21 protein-coding genes are annotated in these 19,303 nt (G+C 58.7%); 5 read left to right on the top strand and 16 right to left on the bottom strand.

The annotated features are described in order from the left end of the window. Nucleotides 1–91: 91 nt before the first annotated feature. The 4 genes from BKA12_RS03260 (at nt 92) to fabF (ending at nt 3,848) form a co-directional block, all read left to right on the top strand. Nucleotides 92–1,036 carry an acyltransferase domain-containing protein gene (locus BKA12_RS03260; RefSeq protein WP_183644487.1) on the top strand — a complete coding sequence of 315 codons (945 nt, stop codon included), beginning with the start codon at nt 92–94 and terminating at the stop codon, nt 1,034–1,036. A 1-nt stretch (nt 1,037) separates the two neighbouring features. Then, nucleotides 1,038–2,093: a beta-ketoacyl-ACP synthase III gene (locus BKA12_RS03255; protein ID WP_183640615.1), complete on the top strand. Its 1,056-nt coding sequence runs from the start codon at nt 1,038–1,040 to the stop codon at nt 2,091–2,093. 108 nt (nt 2,094–2,201) lie between these two features. After that, entirely contained in the window at nt 2,202–2,450 is a 249-nt protein-coding gene (locus BKA12_RS03250; protein ID WP_183640614.1) for an acyl carrier protein, read from the top strand. A 147-nt stretch (nt 2,451–2,597) separates the two neighbouring features. Beyond that, nucleotides 2,598–3,848: a beta-ketoacyl-ACP synthase II gene (gene fabF, locus BKA12_RS03245; RefSeq protein ID WP_183640612.1), complete on the top strand. Its 1,251-nt coding sequence runs from the start codon at nt 2,598–2,600 to the stop codon at nt 3,846–3,848. Between the two features lie 199 nt (nt 3,849–4,047). Here fabF and BKA12_RS03240 read toward each other — a convergent pair whose 3' ends face one another. The 15 genes from BKA12_RS03240 to ffh all read right to left on the bottom strand — a co-directional run bounded on the left by BKA12_RS03240 (nt 4,048) and on the right by ffh (nt 16,041). Beyond that, nucleotides 4,048–4,551: a DUF3145 domain-containing protein gene (locus BKA12_RS03240; RefSeq protein ID WP_183640610.1), complete on the bottom strand. Its 504-nt coding sequence runs from the start codon at nt 4,549–4,551 to the stop codon at nt 4,048–4,050. 169 nt (nt 4,552–4,720) lie between these two features. Further along, nucleotides 4,721–5,743: a tyrosine recombinase gene (locus BKA12_RS03235; protein ID WP_183640609.1), complete on the bottom strand. Its 1,023-nt coding sequence runs from the start codon at nt 5,741–5,743 to the stop codon at nt 4,721–4,723. 62 nt (nt 5,744–5,805) lie between these two features. Beyond that, nucleotides 5,806–7,065, bottom strand: a complete 1,260-nt coding sequence (gene dprA / locus BKA12_RS03230; RefSeq protein WP_183640607.1) for a DNA-processing protein DprA — start codon at nt 7,063–7,065, stop codon at nt 5,806–5,808. Further along, a complete protein-coding gene (locus tag BKA12_RS03225; RefSeq protein ID WP_183640606.1) occupies nt 7,062–8,624 on the bottom strand; it encodes a YifB family Mg chelatase-like AAA ATPase in 1,563 nt (520 codons plus the stop codon). Before BKA12_RS03225 ends, dprA begins: the two co-directional genes overlap by 4 nt. Further along, nucleotides 8,621–8,980, bottom strand: coding sequence for a YraN family protein (locus BKA12_RS03220; RefSeq protein WP_183640604.1), 360 nt, complete (start codon nt 8,978–8,980; stop codon nt 8,621–8,623). The genes BKA12_RS03225 and BKA12_RS03220 overlap by 4 nt, the downstream gene beginning before the upstream one ends. A 135-nt stretch (nt 8,981–9,115) precedes the next feature. Beyond that, the gene (locus tag BKA12_RS03215) at nt 9,116–9,442 is read right to left on the bottom strand and encodes a DUF2469 domain-containing protein (RefSeq protein WP_183640602.1); all 327 of its coding nucleotides are present in this window, start codon (nt 9,440–9,442) and stop codon (nt 9,116–9,118) included. After that, nucleotides 9,439–10,212, bottom strand: a complete 774-nt coding sequence (locus BKA12_RS03210; RefSeq protein ID WP_183640600.1) for a ribonuclease HII — start codon at nt 10,210–10,212, stop codon at nt 9,439–9,441. The genes BKA12_RS03215 and BKA12_RS03210 overlap by 4 nt, the downstream gene beginning before the upstream one ends. Then, nucleotides 10,209–10,874, bottom strand: coding sequence for a signal peptidase I (gene lepB, locus BKA12_RS03205; protein WP_183640598.1), 666 nt, complete (start codon nt 10,872–10,874; stop codon nt 10,209–10,211). Before lepB (BKA12_RS03205) ends, BKA12_RS03210 begins: the two co-directional genes overlap by 4 nt. Beyond that, nucleotides 10,874–11,515 (bottom strand): signal peptidase I, encoded by a 642-nt coding sequence (lepB, locus tag BKA12_RS03200; RefSeq protein WP_183640596.1) that lies wholly within the window; start codon nt 11,513–11,515, stop codon nt 10,874–10,876. The genes lepB (BKA12_RS03205) and lepB (BKA12_RS03200) overlap by 1 nt, the downstream gene beginning before the upstream one ends. Before the next feature lie 15 nt (nt 11,516–11,530). Then, a complete protein-coding gene (gene rplS, locus BKA12_RS03195; RefSeq protein WP_183640594.1) occupies nt 11,531–11,893 on the bottom strand; it encodes a 50S ribosomal protein L19 in 363 nt (120 codons plus the stop codon). Nucleotides 11,894–12,101: 208 nt separating this feature from the next. Beyond that, nucleotides 12,102–12,926, bottom strand: coding sequence for a tRNA (guanosine(37)-N1)-methyltransferase TrmD (gene trmD / locus BKA12_RS03190; protein ID WP_183640592.1), 825 nt, complete (start codon nt 12,924–12,926; stop codon nt 12,102–12,104). Next, a complete protein-coding gene (gene rimM / locus BKA12_RS03185) occupies nt 12,926–13,468 on the bottom strand; it encodes a ribosome maturation factor RimM (RefSeq protein ID WP_183640590.1) in 543 nt (180 codons plus the stop codon). The genes trmD and rimM overlap by 1 nt, the downstream gene beginning before the upstream one ends. Nucleotides 13,469–13,593: 125 nt before the next feature. Next, nucleotides 13,594–13,839, bottom strand: coding sequence for an RNA-binding protein (locus BKA12_RS03180; protein ID WP_183640588.1), 246 nt, complete (start codon nt 13,837–13,839; stop codon nt 13,594–13,596). Then, entirely contained in the window at nt 13,839–14,279 is a 441-nt protein-coding gene (gene rpsP / locus BKA12_RS03175) for a 30S ribosomal protein S16 (RefSeq protein ID WP_183644484.1), read from the bottom strand. Before rpsP ends, BKA12_RS03180 begins: the two co-directional genes overlap by 1 nt. Before the next feature lie 211 nt (nt 14,280–14,490). After that, the gene (gene ffh, locus BKA12_RS03170; protein ID WP_183640586.1) at nt 14,491–16,041 is read right to left on the bottom strand and encodes a signal recognition particle protein; all 1,551 of its coding nucleotides are present in this window, start codon (nt 16,039–16,041) and stop codon (nt 14,491–14,493) included. 126 nt (nt 16,042–16,167) lie between these two features. Here ffh and BKA12_RS03165 point away from each other — a divergent pair, with 126 nt between their 5' ends. Then, nucleotides 16,168–17,637, top strand: coding sequence for a glucose-6-phosphate dehydrogenase (locus BKA12_RS03165; RefSeq protein ID WP_338087412.1), 1,470 nt, complete (start codon nt 16,168–16,170; stop codon nt 17,635–17,637). Nucleotides 17,638–17,678: 41 nt separating this feature from the next. Here the strand turns inward: BKA12_RS03165 and BKA12_RS03160 are convergent, their stop codons facing one another. Continuing rightward, nucleotides 17,679–19,298 (bottom strand): FG-GAP-like repeat-containing protein, encoded by a 1,620-nt coding sequence (locus BKA12_RS03160; protein WP_183640585.1) that lies wholly within the window; start codon nt 19,296–19,298, stop codon nt 17,679–17,681. Between the last annotated feature and the right edge of the window lie 5 nt (nt 19,299–19,303).

Raw genomic sequence — 19,303 nt, 5'->3', positions numbered from 1 at the left:
CTGCGAAATTGTAGGTAAGCTACAAACTGTATTTACGAGCTTGGTGCCCGAAAAGCACGCCTTCAAGCTCAAAATTTGAGAAGGTGAAATGGTGCTCGCGATTGTTTGCCCCGGACAGGGGTCCCAGGTTCCCGGTTTTCTTCAGCCATGGTTGGAGGTCCCCGGCGTTAGAGAACACCTCGAAGCACTCTCAGACGTCGTGGGCCGCGATCTGATTCAGCTCGGAACCGAAGCTGACGAAGAGACCATCAAGGACACCGCCGTCGCGCAGCCGCTGATCGTCGCTGCTGGCTTGGCCGCAGCTCGTGCCCTTTTTGGCGGAGACTCGGACATCGTGAAGTCCGCGATCGTCGCAGGACACAGCGTTGGCGAGATCACTGCTTCCGCCATCGCCGGAGCGCTGTCTGAAGCTGACGCCGTGACTTTTGTCCGCGAACGTGCCAACGCCATGGCTGCTGCCGCTGCCGTGACGCCTACAGGGATGAGCGCTGTTCTTGGCGGAGACGACGCCGAAGTCCGTGCACACCTCGAATCCCTTGGCCTGACGCCAGCAAACGCCAATGGTGGCGGTCAGTTGGTTGCTGCAGGAACGCTGGAGCAGCTTGCTCGCCTCACCGAAGAGCCTCCTGCTCGTGCTCGCGTGATCCCGCTCAAGGTTGCCGGCGCATTCCACACTTCCCACATGCAGCCGGCCGTGAGCGTTCTTGAAGAACTTTCGAAGTCGCTCTCCCCTGCCGATCCTGCCGCCACGCTGTTGAGCAATTTCAACGGCAAGGCCGTTGCCGGCGGTGCCGCGAACCTCGAGTCGTTGGTGGCCCAGGTGTCCCGTCCCGTTCGTTGGGACTCGTGCATGAACACCATGCTGGAACAGGGCGTCACCGGCATCATCGAACTCCCACCGGCAGGCACGCTTGTTGGCCTCGCCAAGCGCGGCATGAAGGGCGTCGCTTCCATGGCGCTCAAGAGCCCAGAAGATTTGGAGGCCGCTGAGGCCTTTGCTGCGGAACACACCGCACACCAAGAGAAAGAAGCCTAGAGTGACCGCTACTCTCAAGCAGCTAAAAGCCAACGAATATTCGCGCATTCTGTCCGTCGGTGCTTTCCGCCCGTCGAACCTCGTGCCGAATGACGACTTGGTTGAAGCTATCGATTCATCTGATGAGTGGATCCGTCAACGTACCGGCATCATCACCCGCATGCGCGCCGATGCAGAGACTTCGGTCCTGGACATGGCTGAAGGCGCAGCTCGCGAAGCTCTCGAGAAGGCTGGCATCGAAGCGTCTCAGCTCGGCGCTGTCATCGTCTCAACCGTCACGTTCCCCTTCGCTACGCCTTCTGCCGCTGCAGCACTCGCTGGCCGTTTGGGTGCAAGCCCAGCTCCTGCCTTTGACATCTCTGCAGCTTGCGCTGGCTACTGCTACGGCGTTGCTCAGGCCGACTCTTTGGTTCGTTCCGGCATGGCGGACTATGTCCTGGTGGTGGGCGTAGAGAAGCTTTCTGACTTCATTGACAACACGGAACGTTCCATCTCCTTCTTGCTGGGCGATGGCGCAGGCGCCGTCGTCGTTGGTAAGTCTGATTTCGCTGGAATCTCACCGTCCGTGTGGGGTTCCGATGGAACCAAGTGGGACACCATCAGCATGACCCATTCCATGATTGACTTGCGTGCTATCGCCCTCGAAGCCGAAGCAAACCCTGGTGAGAAGGCCATCGCGGCCGAAGGCACCGAAAAGTTGTGGCCGACGCTTCGCCAGGACGGACCGACGGTCTTCCGCTGGGCTGTATGGGAAATGGCCAAGATGGCGAAGAAGGCCTTGGAAGAAGCAGGCATTACGTCCGCTGACTTGGCCGCCTTCATTCCGCACCAGGCAAACATGCGCATCATTGATGAGATGGTGAAGCAGCTCAAGATCCCTGAGACGGTAGTTGTGGCTCGCGATATCGCAGAGTCCGGCAACACCTCCGCCGCATCGATTCCGCTCGCGATGCACCGAGTCTTGAAGGAACACCCTGAGCTTTCCGGAAAGCTCGCACTGCAAATTGGCTTCGGCGCTGGACTCGTGTTCGGCGCTCAAGTAGTGGTTCTCCCATAACGCTTGGTGAAAACCGCTAAATGACCGTCCATGTCGCAACCGCGAATGGATCCGTGCCGGACCTCGGCGCAAGACCGCCGGGAAACCGGCCCAAGAAAAGGAACACACATGGCAAGCAACGAAGAAATCTTGGCCGGCCTCGCTGAGATCGTCAACGAAGAAACGGGTCTCGAGACCTCCGATGTTCAGCTCGACAAGTCCTTCACCGATGACCTCGACATCGACTCCATCTCGATGATGACCATCGTCGTCAATGCTGAAGACAAGTTCGACGTGAAGATTCCCGATGAAGAGGTCAAGAACCTCAAGACCGTCGGCGATGCAGTTGACTTCATCGCAAAGGCACAGGACGCCTAAGGCATCCTCCCCTCATACCGGGCCTTCGACCGCCCACCAGACGCGTGTGGTGCGGGGCTCTAGCTTCGTCTATCTCCGCACCGCACTCGTCACTCCCACATCTCGACCCCTAGCTCGAGCCAGATTCCAGACAACGGAGAACAATCCATGACACGCAAGGTGGTCATTACCGGCCTCGGGGCTTTCACGCCCATTGGAAGTGACGCTCCCACCACGTGGGAAAACGCGCTGAAGGGCACGTCTGGTGTCCGCAAGCTGACCGATGAATGGGTGGAGAAATACGATCTTCCCGTAAGCATTGCCGCGAAGACTTCTTCGCCAGCAAGCGACTACCTTTCGCGCGTCGAAATGAAGCGCATGGATCCGTCCACTCAGTACGCCGTGATTGCCGCACGTGAAGCCTGGAAAGACTCCGGCATCGACACCGAGAAGATCGATCACGATCGCTTCTCCGTTTCTTTCGCGACCGGTATTGGTGGCGTCTGGACGCTTCTTGACGGCTGGGACACCCTGCGTGAAAGCGGCCCTCGTCGCGTCATGCCGATGACCGTCCCGATGCTGATGCCAAACGGCCCTGCAGCAGCCGTCAGCCTTGATTTGGGAGCCCGCGGCTCCGCACAGACCCCAGTTTCCGCTTGCGCATCTGGCACCGAAGCCACGGCGCAAGGACTTGAATTGATTCGCTCCGGCAAAGCCGACGTAGTGATGGTGGGCGGCGCTGAAGCCGCGATCCACCCGATGCCAATGGCTTCCTTTGCAGCAATGAAGGCACTCTCGAAGCGCAATGATGAGCCAGAGCGTGCATCCCGTCCGTACGATACGGACCGCGATGGTTTCGTCATGGGTGAAGGCGCAGGCGCACTGGTTCTCGAATCAGAAGAGCACGCTCTTGCACGTGGCGCACGTATTTACGCAGAACTTGCTGGTGCTGCTGTGACCTCTGATGGTTACCACATCACCGCTCCAGACCCAGAGGGGTTGGGAGCCACCCGTGCACTCAAGGGCGCTATGGAAGATGGCGGAATCGTGCCAACCGACGTTGTTCATGTGAACGCACACGCAACGTCCACTCCAGTAGGCGACCGTCCCGAGTACACGGCCCTCAAGGCTGCCTTGGGTGACCACCTTGATAACGTGTGGGTGTCCGCCACCAAGTCCCAGATGGGTCACCTTCTTGGTGCTTCCGGTGCTGTGGAATCCGTGCTGACCGCTTTGGCGATTTACCACCGCAAGGCTCCTGTCACCATCAACTTGGAGAACCAGGATCCAGATATCCCTTTGAAGGTTGTCACGGGTCCAACCGAGCTTCCTGAAGGCGAGATCGTTGCTCTCAACAACTCGTTTGGCTTCGGTGGCCACAACGCGGTGGTAGCGATTCGTAGCTACGCACAGAAGTAGTAGCACTTACATAGCCGGAGGGCCTGCCTTCACCTTGATGGTGAGGACAGGCCCTCCGCTTTTTGTTCTCCGAGTCTTCCTCTTGCGCTTCCGCGCACCCGTAGAACTAGTGGACTATCCAACTAGGGGTTCACAAACCTAGTCGAATAGAAACCGGGATATTTGTTCCTACTCGTTCAGCAGATGGGTAAGGAATCGACTAGCCGACGCGGTGCAACCAGCGAACAGGAGCACCGTCTGCAGCGTGGCGGAATGGTTCGAGTTCTTCATCCCATGCTTCACCGAGAGCCAACGACAGCTCTTGGTAAACGACGGCAGGCTGACCTGCGCCAGACTCATAGGCGTAGCGGATGCGATCTTCGCTCACCATGATGTTGCCGGCAGCGTCCGTGGTGCCATGGAAAATGCCGAGTTCAGGCGTGTGTGACCAGCGGCTACCATCAACGCCAGCGCTTGGCTCTTCGGTCACTTCATAACGAAGCTGAGCCCAGCCGCGAAGGGTAGAAGCGAGAACAGCACCAGTGCCCTGCGGTCCAGTCCAGCCAATTTCGGCACGGAAAGATCCAGGTTCAGCAGGTTGTGGAGTCCACGTGAGATGGGTGCGTTGCTCGGTAATAGAACCGATGGCCCATTCGATATGAGGGCACAACGCAGTAGGGGCCGAGTGGATAAACAGCACTCCCCTTGTTTTGACATCACTCATGTTTCCTCCTGTGAACCGGTGGTGCGTCTTCCCCTACGACCACTGTTCTGGGATGGAATCAGAATGAACTAGTAATCATTCTGCCTGAAGATGAGAAAAATCACCAACTTTGAATTCACATTGAGCATTCTCAATGCGCTATAGGCTAAGTTGGTTCCTCGAGGTATGACTAAGCGCGCGGATGCGCCTGAGAAAAGCTTTGTCGCAATCGATCAATGGAAACGTGAGTATAGAGCTGCGTGGTTGCCAAAGAGCTGTGACCAAGAAGCTCCTGAACAGCACGCAAATCCGCGCCGCCGTCCAATAGATGCGTTGCCGCGGTGTGTCGGAGCACGTGTGGACCACGTGCTGAAGTGTCGCCGAGATGCTCGAGTCGACGCGAAACGACCTCACGAACTTGCCGCTGATTCACTCGCTTGCCGCGCTTGCCTAAGAACAGTGCGAATCGGTCCGACGATTCAGAGTTACGCTCAGATATCAAGAATTGACGACCACGGGCCAACCAGTCTCCGATCGCATCACGGGCTGGAAGACCGAACGGTACGGTCCGCTGTTTGTTGCCTTTGCCAGTGACTTTGACGACGCAGCGTTCTAAATCCACATCATCAATGTCGATTCCCACGAGTTCACCCACACGGATACCAGTGGCATACAGCAGTTCGATCATCGCCTGGTCGCGAAGCGCCACCGCCCGATCCGTTTCAGAGGGCGCTTGCTGCTCTGCAGGCGAATGGTCCACGGCGTTCAGCGCTCGTGGTGTCGGCTTTTGGCCTTCCTTTGCGAGCTTCTGAGTCCGCGGTTGAGCCTGCTCTTGATCGTTGATGAGGCGCGTCATTTGATCTGCACGGAGGACCGGCGGCAGCTTCTTGTCCAGTTTGGGAGACTGCAGCCGCAGGGACGGATCGAGCTCGATGAATCCTTCGCGCTTGGCCCACCCAAAGAATCTACGAATCGATGATTGACGGCGTGCCAGCGTGGTCCGAGAAACTCCGGACGTCTGTTGCACGGCGAGCCAACCGCGAAGATCTGTCAGCGAAACAGTGGTGAAGGCACCACGGTCATGAGTCTGCAGGAATGACTGAAAGTGCTTGACGTCGCCCAAGTATGCTCGGGCAGTATTGGCACTCACGTTGCGTTCGAGCGATAGAAACCTCTCGAATCCCACGAGCCACGACTCTGCATTTTCTCTCACCGTTTCACTCTAGCCATCTTGGGCAGGTCAGTGCGGGAGGTGAATTCCCAACACTCAGGCGATCACTTCGCCTTTTGCCAGCTTCCTTCTCGGGTGACGGCCAACCCTTGAATCTGCAATCGAGCCAGACCGCTCAGGACGCCTCCAATATTGAGTCCAGCCACTTCGCTAAGGTGATCCACTGTTGACCACCCGCGGATCGGCAAGGCATCCATCAGCATGAGGTCATTCACGCTGAGTTGATCGTGCGCTCGTGGCTCTGATTTCATGAAGGACTGGTCCGTTTCCTGAGGCGCATAACCATCGCTGTCATTCATCAACAGTCGGATGTCTTGAGCGTCGCGTATCAGCTCTGCTCCATCTTTGAGCAGTTTGAGGCACCCTTGAGAACTTGCTGATGTGACGGGTCCTGGAACAGCGCCGAGGCCCCTTCCCAATAGCAGCGCGTGATGAGCAGTGGACAGCGCTCCCGAGCGCCACCTCGCTTCGATGACCACCGTCGCCGCGGTCAGAGCAGCAATCAACCGGTTACGCTGCAAGAAGCGCCACCGCGTAGGTGCTGTTCCGGGCGGAGTCTCTGAGATGAGCACACCACAGGTGCGGATCTCGTCCATCAGATCAGTGTTGCCAGCCGGATAATACCTATCCAGACCGCCCGCCATAACGGCAATGGTGGGAAATGTCGCTGCTTCCGGATCCTCAGCCGTGAGCGCTCCTCGATGCGCCATAGCGTCGATACCGTATGCACCACCTGAGACAACGGTGACGTCGGCCTGTGCAAGACCGCTTCCGAGTTCCACTGCTACCGAGTTTCCATAGGACGTTGCATCACGCGAACCCACGAGACTGACCATTCGTTCCGCCGACGGCCAAAGCAGCGGCGGCTTGCTACCGCGCCACCACAAACAGAAAGGTGCATTGAACTCTAGGTCTGAGAGCTGTTGCGGCCACAACGGTTCATCCGGAGTGAGCAGCCCTCCCCCGAGTTGCTCCATGTAGCGCAAAGACTGCAGGACAGCCTCATGATTGGTGCGGGTCCGCCACCTTTCTGTTGCTTCGCGCAGCAACTTAATCCCCTTACGGTGACCCCAGGCTTCCAGCAGCTCTGACATGGACTGTAACAAGGATCCAGAGATTGGTTGCGTTGAATGCGTGATGAACGCGTAGGCGTCCACCATCCCTGATACTTCAACCAGTGCTTTACCAATGACGTCACCTGGTTCGATCATCCGCGACAGCCCAGCGGCCGCGATCGAAGTAGCGGACGGTTGTGGTCTCGCGGATAGGTGCTCTTGAACGTTGGTCGATAGAGATGGATTCATGCCGTCATTCCTTGTCGAAGTGAGAGTGCTTGTTGAACATGGTCAGGATCCGGTCGTTCCGTGCCATCAAGATCGCTCAAGGTCCAGGCGATGCGCAGCACGCGATCGTATCCACGGCCCGTGATCAACCCACGGTCTGCCGCTTGATCCAGGGAGCTCCGTGCTTTGGGCGCAAGTCCGAATGCTCCGCGAAGGAAGCTTCCAGGAACTTCCGAATTGGTGGATATTTGGAAGGGAGCCCATCGCTCAGCCTGAGCGTCGCGAGCGAATTTCACACGTTCTCGGATCTGGCTCGACGTGATTTTTGACGATGACTTAGCGGCCACCTTTTGTTGAGCGATGGATTGGGGTTGAACGTCAACGCGTAGGTCAATGCGGTCCAGCAACGGTCCGGACAGCCGTGAAAAGTAGCGGCGTCTCGCATCTGGGCGGCACGTGCAGTCTTTGCCAGAGCCTGAGTACAGGCCGCACGGACACGGATTCGCCGCGAGCACCAGCTGGAATCGTGCGGGATACTCCGCCGCGCCAGTGGCTCGGTGGATGGTCAGCTTCCCTTGCTCTAAGGGCTGACGCAGCGCGTCCAAGGTTCGCGCTTGAAACTCGGGTGCCTCATCAAGAAACAGCACGCCCCTGTGAGCCCGAGAGATGGCACCTGGTTTAGGAATCCCGGAGCCGCCACCGACCATCGCCGCCATGCTTGCCGAGTGATGAGGATTCACAAAGGGTGGCCGGGTAATCAGACCCGGCAATGGCTGCCCACCCATTGACAAGGAGTGGATGGATGTTGTTTCGAGGGATGCAGGATGGTCTAGATCGGGCAAGATCGAAGGCAGTCTTTCGGCCAGCATCGTCTTCCCAGAGCCGGGAGCACCCACCATGAGCAAGTGATGAGCACCAGCTGCGGCTACCTGCAGCGCAAACTTCGCATGTGCCTGTCCAAGAACATCTCCCAGGTCAGGTTGCACGGCCTCGACTGACGAACCATTGGCTGGCTCTACGCGTTGTGAGAGCAAGTCTTGGGTTCGGCGGACAGGAAAGGTCAGGGTCTTCTCGTCGACACCGAGCATCACCAGCAGCTCACTCACATGGCTGAAAGCACGAACCTCGACGTCTACCGCTAGCTGGGCTTCCACAAGATTTTCGGTGGGCACCACGAAGTGCCGAGCACCTGCCTTACGCGCAGCCACGACGGCGGGCAACACACCAGGCACGGGGCGTAAGAAACCGTCGAGGGTCAGCTCCCCGAGAAACACGACATCCGGTGGAACGTGAACCGTTCCGTCAGCCATCAACGCACTCAAAAGAATGGGGAGATCATATGCAGTTCCACGTTTGGGCAGACCCGCCGGCATGAGATTCACGGTGAGACGCCGAGGGCTCAGTGGCAGCCCGATATTTCTCGCTGCTGAGCGCACCCGGTCGCGGCTCTCGGTCAGCGACGCATCAGGCAGTCCCAAAAGAACAAACGCTGGTAATCCCCCGCCGATATCCGCCTGAATCTCAATGACATATCCGTTGAGCCCCACCAGCGCCACGGACAAACTTCTGCCGAGCTTCATATGGTCACGCCCGCGTAGTAATCAACCACAGGATCCGCTGCCGGACGAAGAGTCACGGCGGCAACATCTATCCGGCGGCGTGAGCGCTCCCTCTCGTGCTCCAAGCACCATAGGGTCACGAGTCGATACAGCCTGCCAAGCTTCACTCTGCCAACGGAGGTCGCAGGGTGCCCGTACCCCACCCCATTGCGGGTTTTCACTTCTACGGCGACCACTACGCCGTCCTGCTCCGCGACGATGTCGAGTTCACCAGCGGAGCACCGCCAGTTTCGATCTAAAACGCGCATTCCGCGCGATTCGATCAGCTCGGTGACGAGCTCTTCGCCGTGCGCGCCAAGGCGTTGATTGTGTGCCATGTGCCCTCCTGCAGTTGTCTGCATTCAGGATTCAGCACTCCGGCACACCCACCGCAGCAATAGCGCTCACATGTGCACAAGGGGCCGTTGTATCTAAACAACGACCCCTTGTGGGTGAAAATCAAGTCAAAAAAACTAGTTGCCGAGACTTCCGTCCCGCGGCATGGTCAGCTCGTCAGACTTCGCGATCTCTTCGACGTTCACATCCTTGAACGTGATGACGCGGACGTTCTTCACGAACCGAGCGGTGCGGTACACGTCCCAAACCCACGCATCGTTCAACGTGACATCAAAATAGACTTCGCCGTCTGCTGAGCGAGCCTGTAAATCAACCGAGTTCGCGAGATAGAAGCGGCGCTCCGTCTCGACGACGTACGTGAAAAGATTGACCACATCTTTGTACTCGCGGTAGAGCTGTAGCTCCATGTCGGTCTCGTAATTCTCGAGATCTTCCGCACTCATGAGTCCTCCTTTTGCACTGTTGCCACGTTTTTGAGCCATGAAACGCGGTGATAGGGCGTCACTCCGGAGCTTTCAATCCCCGCATAGTGCGCTCCACTACCGTATCCAACGTTGGAGTCCCAACCATACTCCGGATGAGCCACAGCAAGCTCGCGCATGAAGGCGTCTCGTTCCACTTTTGCAATGACGCTAGCCACGGCCACTGAGGTGCAATCACGGTCCGCCTTGGGCCGGACGGTCACTTCCAAATCCTCAAGCATGATTCCCCGCTCCCGCAAGACGGCATCGGGACGCTCGGCATCGTCGTCGTCCTCGGAGAAATCTAAGTCAAAAAGTGACGCCTGGCGTGGGCCGGGAGTCAGCCAATTGAAGCTGCCATCCAGCAAAATCCGCACGCGAGAACTGAGTACTAGCTCAGTGAACTCGGGGTTCTCGGAGAGACCAGTAAGCGCACGTAGGCCTGCGAGGCGAAGCGCTTCCATGATGCCGAGTTCGTCGACTTCGGCGGCAGTGGCGCTACCCGTTGCGGAAGCGAGGCCCCACGAAGCGGCAATGTCATACATGTGTTCGCGTGCGGAACGCGTCATGAGTTTGCTATCGCGAATACCCGGAAAAGACTTCGCGGCTAGCGGTTTGACGGCCACCATGCCGACGCTAACGGGACCAGCGATGGCGCCACGCCCCACTTCATCGCAGCCGATGACAAGATCTACACCTTCACGCCCCCACGCGCGTTCAACGCGCAAGGACGGCTTCGCTGCACCGGTCATGAGGGTGCACCCCAACGGTCTATTGGCCAGAAGATGACCTGCGCGCGTCCCACCACAGAAGAATCGTCAATGAAACCGCCGTTCTCAGCGCGGTGGAATCGCGAATCTGCCGAGTCAGTCCGGTTATCCCCCATCACCCACAGCTCATGCTCCGGAACGGTCACCTCGAAGGCCATAGTGGATGGCAATACTCCTGCTTCCAAATAGGGTTCCTCGACGGGTTGCCCGTTGATGAGAACGGGTCCGCCATCACCGTCGCAACTGACCGTGTCGCCCGGCAGCCCTATAACCCGCTTGACGAGATATTGGTCAGCATTCTCCGGCGCGAGACCCACGAATTGCAGTGCGGATGTGAGCGGGGTGTGAGGCTGGGATGGCAGCTGCGGAAGCCATTGGCGATCGTCCCGGAAGACGACGACGTCGCCTCGCGAAAGCTGTTCCGGCGAGAATCCTAGAATCCCGACAGCAACGTGATCGCTCACCTGGAGGGTCGGTTCCATCGATTCGCTCGGAATGAAGAACGTGCGGAAAACGAAGGTCTTCACCAGGAAGGACAACAGCAGCGCCACCACGAGGATGAGAGCGAGCTCGCGCAGCGCGCCGAGGAAACCACGGGAACGCCGCGCCTCGTGATTGTGCTCGGCAACGATTTCACTTGCCATTACTGGTTCACGTCCCGAGCCCGATCCCACGGGAGGATGATGCGGTCAACGCGCCCCAGGACCCGAGTCACGTCAATCATGCCGCCACCCGGACGTCCCAAAAGCGCCCGGGAGTCTTCAGAAATCTCGCGGTGATCGCCCATGACCCACACACGACCCTCCGGCACCACCACGTCGAACTTCTGTTCGCTGGGCGCGTTGCCAGGGAAAAGGTAAGGCTCGTCGAGTGGCTGATCGTCGACGCTCACGCGCCCATCTGCGGTGCAGCATGAAACGTGATCGCCGGAGGTACCAATCACGCGCTTTACGAAGAGCGTGTCATCCCCGGCCAAGCGCACGGCACGAATAGCGTCGAGCACCAAGTTCGAGGTGCCGTAGGAAAGCATGGAGCCGCGGCCATCAAAAACAATGATGTCGCCGCGCTGAATGGGTTCGCTCTTGTACGCTAGCCGGTTGACGGAGACGCGGTCATCGATCTGAAGCGTTGGCTCCATGGAACCCGAACTGACGTACACGAAATCCATGACGGTCGCACGGATGATGATCGCGATAATCGCCGCGAAGGCGAGTAAGAAAATGGCGAGGCGCCACCCTCGAAACTGAGAGCGGCGCCTCGGAGCGGCAGAAACCTGCTCTGCCATAAACTACAGCGTTCCTTACTTGGCGGAAGGGCCGAAGTCACGCTTCTCGCGGATACGAGCAGCCTTACCGTGGCGATCGCGCATGTAGTAGAGCTTGGCACGACGAACATCGCCGCGGGTCACAAGCTCGATCTTCTCAATCACTGGGGAGTGAACTGGGAAGGTACGCTCAACGCCAACGCCGAAGGAAACCTTACGAACGGTGAACGTTTCGCGAACGCCGCCACCCTGACGACCCAACACGAAGCCCTGGAACACCTGAACACGGGTGTTCTTGCCTTCGATGATGTTGACGTGAACCTTGACGGTGTCACCGGCACGGAAGTCTGGGACGTCGTTGCGCAGGCTTGCTGCGTCCAAAGAGTCAAGAATATGCATAGTTGCTACTCCTACGAGGCCGCCGCAAGTCAACCATCGTCATCGCGGTTCCAAGCCGGCTCCGAGGAGCTGCAGCAATAGCGCTGTCCACAAAAGTGGATGCGGCCGAACCGAAGTGAGATTTCTAGTTGATCGAATGATCTTCTAGCGTCTTAGCAGGTGAACCGTCTTCCCTTGCGGCAGAAAACGACGTGCTAAGCACAGCTGTCTATTCTGCCATACTTTCCGGTTTCGGAACGAACCGACCGTCCTCAATCATGAACCCTGCGTGCCACAGCAAATCACGGTCCTTGCGGTTGGTGCTGGCAGGATCGATGTCCAGAATAAGCTCGGGGCGACGCTTGGCCGTGCGGTGCAGTTGAGTCTCGCGGCGGAAGCGTGCAATCTTCCCGTGATTGCCCGAAAGCAACACCTCAGGAACCTCGAGCTCGCGCCATGTGGATGGCTTCGTGTAGACGGGGTATTCCAGCAGTCCATCCTCGTGGGATTCCTCCACTAGAGACTCTGGGTTCCCCACGACTCCTGGGATGAGACGGCCGATGGCTTCAATCATCGCCAACACGGCCACCTCTCCCCCGTTGAGCACGTAATCGCCCAAGCTGACGGGCAGGACGCGGAACCGCGGAGCCGCCCACTCGTAAACGCGCTCGTCAATACCTTCGTAGCGTCCACACGCAAAGACCAAGTGCTCTTCAGGCGCCAAAGCGCGCGCAAGCTTCTGGTTGAAAACGTGACCAGACGGCGTCGGAATGATGAGTACGGGAGCCGGGGCGGCGTCGTCGTCCTCTGTGCTTTCGGTAGCAGCGGAGGAACGGATGCTTTCCAGCGCCAGCGCCCACGGCTCAGCCATCATGACCATGCCGGCGCCGCCGCCGTACGGTGAATCATCCACAGTGCGGTGTGCGTCGGAGGTGAAGTCGCGCAAGTTGTGGGCGGTGAAATCGATCAGCCCTGATTCGCGCGCCTTGCCGAGCAAAGACACGTCGAGAACGTTGAAGATCTCCGGGAAAATAGTGACAGCGTCAATGCGCATTAGCGCTCCTCGAGGCCGTCGTCAGGCTCAGTCTGGCCCTTGTTGACGGTGAACAATCCATCTGGCGGGGTCAAGCGAACAAAGCCGCCTTCAAGATCCACTTCAGGAACAATCTGCTCAACGAACGGAACGTAGACTTCTTCGCCCTCGTTATCCTTGACCACCAGCAGATCCTGGGCAGCGCCGGTGCGAAGACCAGTTACCACGCCAACTTTTTCCTCGCCAATGAGGACGGGCAGATCAACGAGCTCGTGTTCGTAGTAGCCCTCGGAGTCGTCGTCAGACAGGTCGCCATCGAAGAACAACACGGTGCCGCGAGCAGCTTCTGCCGCGTTGCGGTCCAGAATCTCCTCAAACGCCACCACCAGAATTTCCTTGTTCCAGCGGGCACCCTCAACCGTCAAACGATCGTGAGGTCCCTTTTCCGCCTCGAGGACGGAGCCGGGAGCAAAGCGTGCGGCAGGATCATCCGTCATGACTTCCACAGTGACTTCGCCGCGGATTCCGTGGGGCTTGCCGATTCTGGCAACGCGAACGCGCATTTTTCTTCCTTGCGGTTAAGGGTTGGCTGTTTAAAGTACGACGGCGGTCAGGTCACCTTTTCGAGGTACCAAACCGCCGTCTACGTTACTTGAGAGAAGCTCTCTTGCGCTGTCGATCGCTTTCGCTAGTTCGAACGACGATCCGTGTCGACAACATCAACACGAACGCCGCGACCACCATCAAGCGCGCCCATCACGGTGCGCAATGCACGTGCGGTGCGGCCCTGGCGGCCAATGACGCGACCCAAATCCTCAGGATGCACGCGAACCTCAAGGGTCTCACCGCGGCGTCCGTTACGGACTCGAACGTCTACATCATCTGGAGCATCTACGATGCCCCGAACCAAGTGATCGAGAGCGTCAGCCAACATTAGTTAGCCTCGGTAGCTTCTTCAGCTGGAGCTTCTTCAGCTGCGGGTGCTTCTTCAGCAGAAGCTTCCTCAGCCTTGTCAGCCTTCTTGGTGATTGCTTCTGGGATGATGACGGAGCCCTTTTCAGGTGCAACGAAAGCTTCCTTAGCAACCTTGGTCTTCAAGGTGCCTTCCTGGCCTTCGATGCCCTTGAACTTCTGCCAGTCACCGGTGATCTTGAGGATCGCAGCAACCTGCTCGGTTGGCTGAGCGCCAACGCCGAGCCAGTACTGAGCACGCTCAGAGTTGACCTCGATGAACGAAGGCTCTTCAGTTGGGTGGTACTTGCCGATTTCTTCGATCGCACGGCCATCGCGCTTTACGCGAGAATCCATGACGACAATGCGGTAGTACGGTGCGCGCATCTTGCCGAAGCGCTTCAAACGGATCTTTACGGCCACGGTTGTGGTCACTCCTGTTTCTGTAAAAATTGCCGAACCAGCCGTTCTGCTCCCGTGGGGCGGGCCATACTTGGGGGTTCTGAGGACAAGATGATCACACGGAGAGAGGGGCCGGTGTCATCGAGTACCTGTCTATTATGCCAGAAAAGTCACGCTTCCGTGCACACTCGCCACATCGATTTGCGGCGAGTGTGTGGAATACCTCACTGGCTTACTTACCGAGGAACTTATCGAAGCCCTTAGGCAGGTTCATGCTGGATGGATCGAAGTCCTTAGGAATGCCCTGACCGAAGGCGGCACCAGTTGGCGCTTGCGCCTTGCGGTTGGCTGCCTCTTGCGCCGCCTGTGCAGCCTTTGCCGGGTTACCAAACTTCTGCTTCTTCTTGTTGTTGCTGGTGCCCTTAGCCGGACGACGGCCGCCTGGCATGCCCGGCATGCCGCCACCCTGAGCGAGCTTCTTCATCATCTTCTGAGCTTCACCGAAACGCACCAGCATCTGGTTCAACTCAGAAACGGAGACGCCTGAACCCTTGGCGATACGCGCACGGCGGGAACCGTTGATGATCTTCGGGGCAACACGTTCGTGAGGCGTCATGGAGCGGATCATCGCTTCGATGCGGTCCATCTGACGATCATCAAACTGCTCAAGCTGTTGACGGGAAATCGCTGCACCCGGCATCATGCCGAGCATCTTCTTGAGCGAGCCCATCTTCTTGATCTGCTGCATTTGAGCCAAGAAGTCATCGAGAGTGAAGTCCTCTTGATCAACGAACTTCTGGGCCATGCGCTCGGCTTCGCCCTTGTCCCACGAGCGCTCCGCTTGCTCGATGAGCGTGAGGATGTCACCCATGTCCAGGATGCGGCTAGCCATACGGTCCGGGTGGAAGACCTCGAAGTCATCCAGGTTCTCACCGGTGGACGCGAACATGACTGGCTTGCCAGTCACGGAAGCCACGGACAATGCCGCTCCACCGCGAGCGTCGCCGTCGAGCTTGGAGAGGACAACACCCGTGAAGTCAACGCCCTCTTGGAACGCGAGCGCCGTGTTGACGGCGTCCTGACCAATCATGGCGTCAATGACGAAGAAAACTTCTTGAGGATTGATGGCTTCGCGAATATCGCGCGCCTGCTTCATGAGCTCCGCGTCAACGCCAAGGCGGCCGGCGGTGTCAACGATGACAATGTCGAACTGCTTCTGACGAGCCTCGGAAACACCATTGCGGGCAACGACTACGGGATCGCCCGTAGCTTCTTCAAATTCGGAGGACACGCCAGGGTGCGGCGCGTAGACGGGAACGCCAGCGCGCTCACCGTTGATCTGCAACTGCTTCACAGCGTTTGGACGCTGCAAGTCACACGCCACCAAGAGCGGAGTGTGACCTTGAGACTTGAAGTGCTTCGCGAGCTTGCCCGCGAGGGTGGTCTTACCGGCACCCTGCAGACCAGCGAGCATGATCACGGTGGGGCCGTACTTGGCCATGGTGATGCGGCGGGTCTCGCCACCGAGGATCGTCACGAGTTCTTCGTTGACGATCTTGACGACCTGCTGGCCCGGGTTCAAGGCCTGGCTGACATCTGCACCCAGCGCACGTTCCTTGACGGCGGCCGTGAATTCACGGACCACGGGCACGGCGACGTCAGCGTCGAGCAAGGCACGACGAATCTCGCGGACGGTGCCGTCGACATCGGCTTCGGTGAGACGACCCTTGCCACGAAGGTTCTTGAACGTCGCAGTCAAGCGGTCAGACAGAGAGTTAAACACAGTGAATTGTGCTTCCTTGTTGTTCTCGGTGTGCGGCAAGAGCTTTCCGAACAAATGACGGCGCCGCAATAGGACTCAGCATTCTAGGTTACCAATTCCTTGGGCCATGCGTGGCAGAGTATCCATGTGAGCACTCAAAACAGCGACACAACGATCAAATCTTTGCTGATTCTCGGCGCCTCTGGTGACCTCACCCAGCGCCTCCTCTTGCCTGGTCTGGCGAGCCTTCTGGCCACGGGCAAAGTCGATCAGCTCCATGTCAAAGGAGTGGGAACCCCGGATGTTTCTGCCGAAGAGTTCTCGACACGCGTTGCGAAAGCGTTCGCCGAAAGCCTCGCAGCCACCGCGTCTGATGTCGCACGTAGCGCCGGACACAAGGTTCTCAGCGAGACCCAAGCTGCGGCGTCGTACGAGACTGCGGACGTGACCGCCCCCGGAGAATTAGGCAAGCTCGTTTCTTCCGTGCCCGGGCCCGTAGCCGTGTTCTTCGCGCTTCCCCCAGCCGTGACGGAAAAGGCGCTCGTGGCCGCCGCCCCGGAGGATCTTCCCGAGGGCACCGTGCTGGTGTTGGAAAAGCCGTTCGGCTCTAATCTTGAGGCCGCCAAGGCCCTGAACCAGAAGCTCACGCGTTTGGTTCCAGAGCAAAATATTCACCGAGTGGATCACTTCCTCGGCAAATCAACGGTCCTCAATATTTTGGGTCTGCGTTTCGCGAACCGCTTCTTGGAGCCGCTCATGACCGCAGACCATGTGGAATCGGTTCATCTGATCTATGACGAGGAACTCGCGCTCGAGGGACGTGCCGGGTACTACGACAAAGCCGGTGCCCTGCGGGACATGATCCAGTCGCACCTGCTGCAAATCATGGCACTGATTGCCATCGACCCGCCGGCCACGCTCGGTGAGCGAGATCTCCGCGACAAGATTTCGGAAGTCCTGCGCGCCACGAAGATCGCGGGACCGTCGGCGGAAAACACGCGCCGTGCTCGCTACAGCGCCGGGACGTCTCTTGACCGCAGCATCGTGGGATACGCCGAAGAAGAGGGCGTTGATCCTGCGCGGAATACGGAGACCCTGGCCGAAGTGACGTTCAACATCAACAATGCGCGCTGGAACCGCGTGCCGTTTGTGCTTCGTTCTGGCAAAGCCATGGAACGGGTTCGCAAGGAAGCAATTGTCACGTTCAAGCCCGTGAGCCACTTACCTACCGGCTTCACAGGCTGTGACTTCCCTACCAAGCTGCGCATCGGATTCGGTCCGGACACGCTCGCGCTCGAAATCGACGTCAACGGCCCCGGCGATCCGTTCCATTTAGACCGCATGACGCTTTCGGCGAAGCTCAATCAGGCGGGCATGCTGCCCTACGGTGAAGTCCTGCTCGGCGTGCTTTCGGGTGAGCCGACGTTGTCCGTGCGCGCGGATGCCGCCGAGGAATGCTGGCGCATTGTGGAGCCCGTCCTTGCCGCGTGGGAGGCCAACGAGGTTCCTCTCGAGGAATACCCGGCCGGCTCCGAGGGCCCCACGGACTGGGTGACCTATGAGGAAGCCAGCTTGACCGGCACCACGAAGCCGCTCACGAAAGGCGCGTCGGCCTAAGTAGGCTGCTCTGCCGATTTCACTGGGAGCGTTAGTGCTGACTAGTCCAGCACGTTGGTGATATTCCAACCGGTGCTGACGAGTGTTCGGGCGCCGACGCTCCCAGTTCCATTTCCTGGGTAGAAATACAACTCGCCGGTAGAGCGGCGTGCCAGCAGATCCGCGCGTCGATCTCCGTTGAAGTCGCCAGGCGAGAAGAGCTCCGTCATGGTGGACCATCCGCTGCCGATCTGCACGCCGGACGCGAGTTTGCCATTGCCAACTCCGTTGTAGCGGAACATCAGTCCGTCAGACTTACGAATAGCGACAATGTCCGCTCTTCCGTCACCGGAGAAATCTCCCGTCGACACGATGTCCTTCATGCCGCCCCATCCGGTTCCGGCCAGTATTCGTGTGCCGAAGCCACCCTTGCCATTGCCCGGGTAGACGTACAACTGGCCTTGGGAGTGTCGGGCGACAATATCAATGTTGCCGTCGCCGGTCAGATCAGCGCCGCCGCTCAAGAGGTTAATGGCGCTCCACCCCGTCCCAATCTTGACCCGTGGCTTCCAGCCGCCGCTTCCGTTGCCGGGATACATGAAGAGTTCGCCGCTGGCATTGGCGCGGGCAATGACGTCAGGGATGCCGTCTCCATTGAAGTCGCCGGCTGACGTCACGAGTCCCATGCCGTTCCATCCGGTGCCGACTTTGACACGGGCAGTGACGCTGCCGGTTCCGGTGCCGGGATACCGCCACAGCTCCCCCGTGGCCGGAGTTCGAGCGATGATGTCATTGGTCTTGGTGGAATCGAAGTCCTTCTCCATGAACAGCTCGGTGTTCCGGACGTTCGTTGGCGTGGTGAAGGCATAGCCGGGGCACGTGCGGTCGAAATCCTGAGTGGTGTTGTACCACTGCGAAATCAAGACCTTGCCGCCCGAGAAGCTGGGCTGCGTGCACCGATCCAACGCTTCGTTCGGGTAATCCAAGGTTCCCGCGGTCGCCCAGACGGGCACAGCTGGCACTCGCCACGTACTCACGATTTCTTTCCAACCGTTGGTGTACGAGTAGAAGCCGTAGGCGAAGTTGTTGTCCCGCAGAGCGCGCATATAGCCCTCAACCACAGCGCGGTTGTTGGCCGCAGTCGCTGGCGTTGTTCCCGCGGGCCACGGTTGCTTGGGTCGTGGTTCCACGTCGATCCACACCGTGGACGGCTTCCAGCCAATTTTGGCGAGTGTGCCGATGGCTTGCTTGGCTTGTGCGTATCCGGCGTTCGCCAATCGCGCCTGCAGCCCGGTTCCCTTCCAAGGTCCAGCCGCTCCATAGGTGCTCAGTTGCGCTGCCGTTGGGTAGGTCGCCATTCCGTAGGCTTGCGTGGGCTTTCCGCGATCCTTAGCCCACGAATTCAGTCGCGAAACACACGGGTTTTCCGTGTAGGCCAGACCGAAGGTCAGCCCAATAATCACGAACTGGGTGCTTTCCGGCGGCATCGGCAATGCGTAGCCTCCCTCCGCAGCCGTGCACTGTGGCCATGAAATGTCATGACCGTACATATCAGCGGCTTGAGCCGGGGGCGCTGCCGGAATGACACCCAATAGTGCCGTCGCGCTGAGCGCGGCAAGCGAGGTGCGCATTTTGCGCCACCAAGAAGACTGAGGATGAGATTGTTGCGACGTTGCGGACATTCTGG

Source organism: Neomicrococcus lactis, assembly GCF_014200305.1.
Lineage (GTDB): Bacteria > Actinomycetota > Actinomycetes > Actinomycetales > Micrococcaceae > Neomicrococcus > Neomicrococcus lactis.
Note: the sequence above shows the minus strand (reverse complement) of the source record. Positions and strands in the feature narration are given on the sequence as shown.

What these genes read in the sequence shown, in the direction of transcription:
- BKA12_RS03250 (WP_183640614.1), top strand. Translation starts at nt 2,202, where the DNA reads ATGGCAAGCAACGAAGAAATCTTGGCCGGCCTCGCTGAGATCGTCAAC.
- fabF (WP_183640612.1), top strand. Translation starts at nt 2,598, where the DNA reads ATGACACGCAAGGTGGTCATTACCGGCCTCGGGGCTTTCACGCCCATT.
- BKA12_RS03240 (WP_183640610.1), bottom strand. Translation starts at nt 4,551, where the DNA reads ATGAGTGATGTCAAAACAAGGGGAGTGCTGTTTATCCACTCGGCCCCT.
- dprA (WP_183640607.1), bottom strand. Translation starts at nt 7,065, where the DNA reads ATGAATCCATCTCTATCGACCAACGTTCAAGAGCACCTATCCGCGAGA.
- BKA12_RS03225 (WP_183640606.1), bottom strand. Translation starts at nt 8,624, where the DNA reads ATGAAGCTCGGCAGAAGTTTGTCCGTGGCGCTGGTGGGGCTCAACGGA.
- BKA12_RS03220 (WP_183640604.1), bottom strand. Translation starts at nt 8,980, where the DNA reads ATGGCACACAATCAACGCCTTGGCGCGCACGGCGAAGAGCTCGTCACC.
- BKA12_RS03215 (WP_183640602.1), bottom strand. Translation starts at nt 9,442, where the DNA reads ATGAGTGCGGAAGATCTCGAGAATTACGAGACCGACATGGAGCTACAG.
- BKA12_RS03210 (WP_183640600.1), bottom strand. Translation starts at nt 10,212, where the DNA reads ATGACCGGTGCAGCGAAGCCGTCCTTGCGCGTTGAACGCGCGTGGGGG.
- lepB (WP_183640598.1), bottom strand. Translation starts at nt 10,874, where the DNA reads ATGGCAAGTGAAATCGTTGCCGAGCACAATCACGAGGCGCGGCGTTCC.
- lepB (WP_183640596.1), bottom strand. Translation starts at nt 11,515, where the DNA reads ATGGCAGAGCAGGTTTCTGCCGCTCCGAGGCGCCGCTCTCAGTTTCGA.
- rplS (WP_183640594.1), bottom strand. Translation starts at nt 11,893, where the DNA reads ATGCATATTCTTGACTCTTTGGACGCAGCAAGCCTGCGCAACGACGTC.
- trmD (WP_183640592.1), bottom strand. Translation starts at nt 12,926, where the DNA reads ATGCGCATTGACGCTGTCACTATTTTCCCGGAGATCTTCAACGTTCTC.
- rimM (WP_183640590.1), bottom strand. Translation starts at nt 13,468, where the DNA reads ATGCGCGTTCGCGTTGCCAGAATCGGCAAGCCCCACGGAATCCGCGGC.
- BKA12_RS03180 (WP_183640588.1), bottom strand. Translation starts at nt 13,839, where the DNA reads ATGTTGGCTGACGCTCTCGATCACTTGGTTCGGGGCATCGTAGATGCT.
- BKA12_RS03160 (WP_183640585.1), bottom strand. Translation starts at nt 19,298, where the DNA reads ATGTCCGCAACGTCGCAACAATCTCATCCTCAGTCTTCTTGGTGGCGC.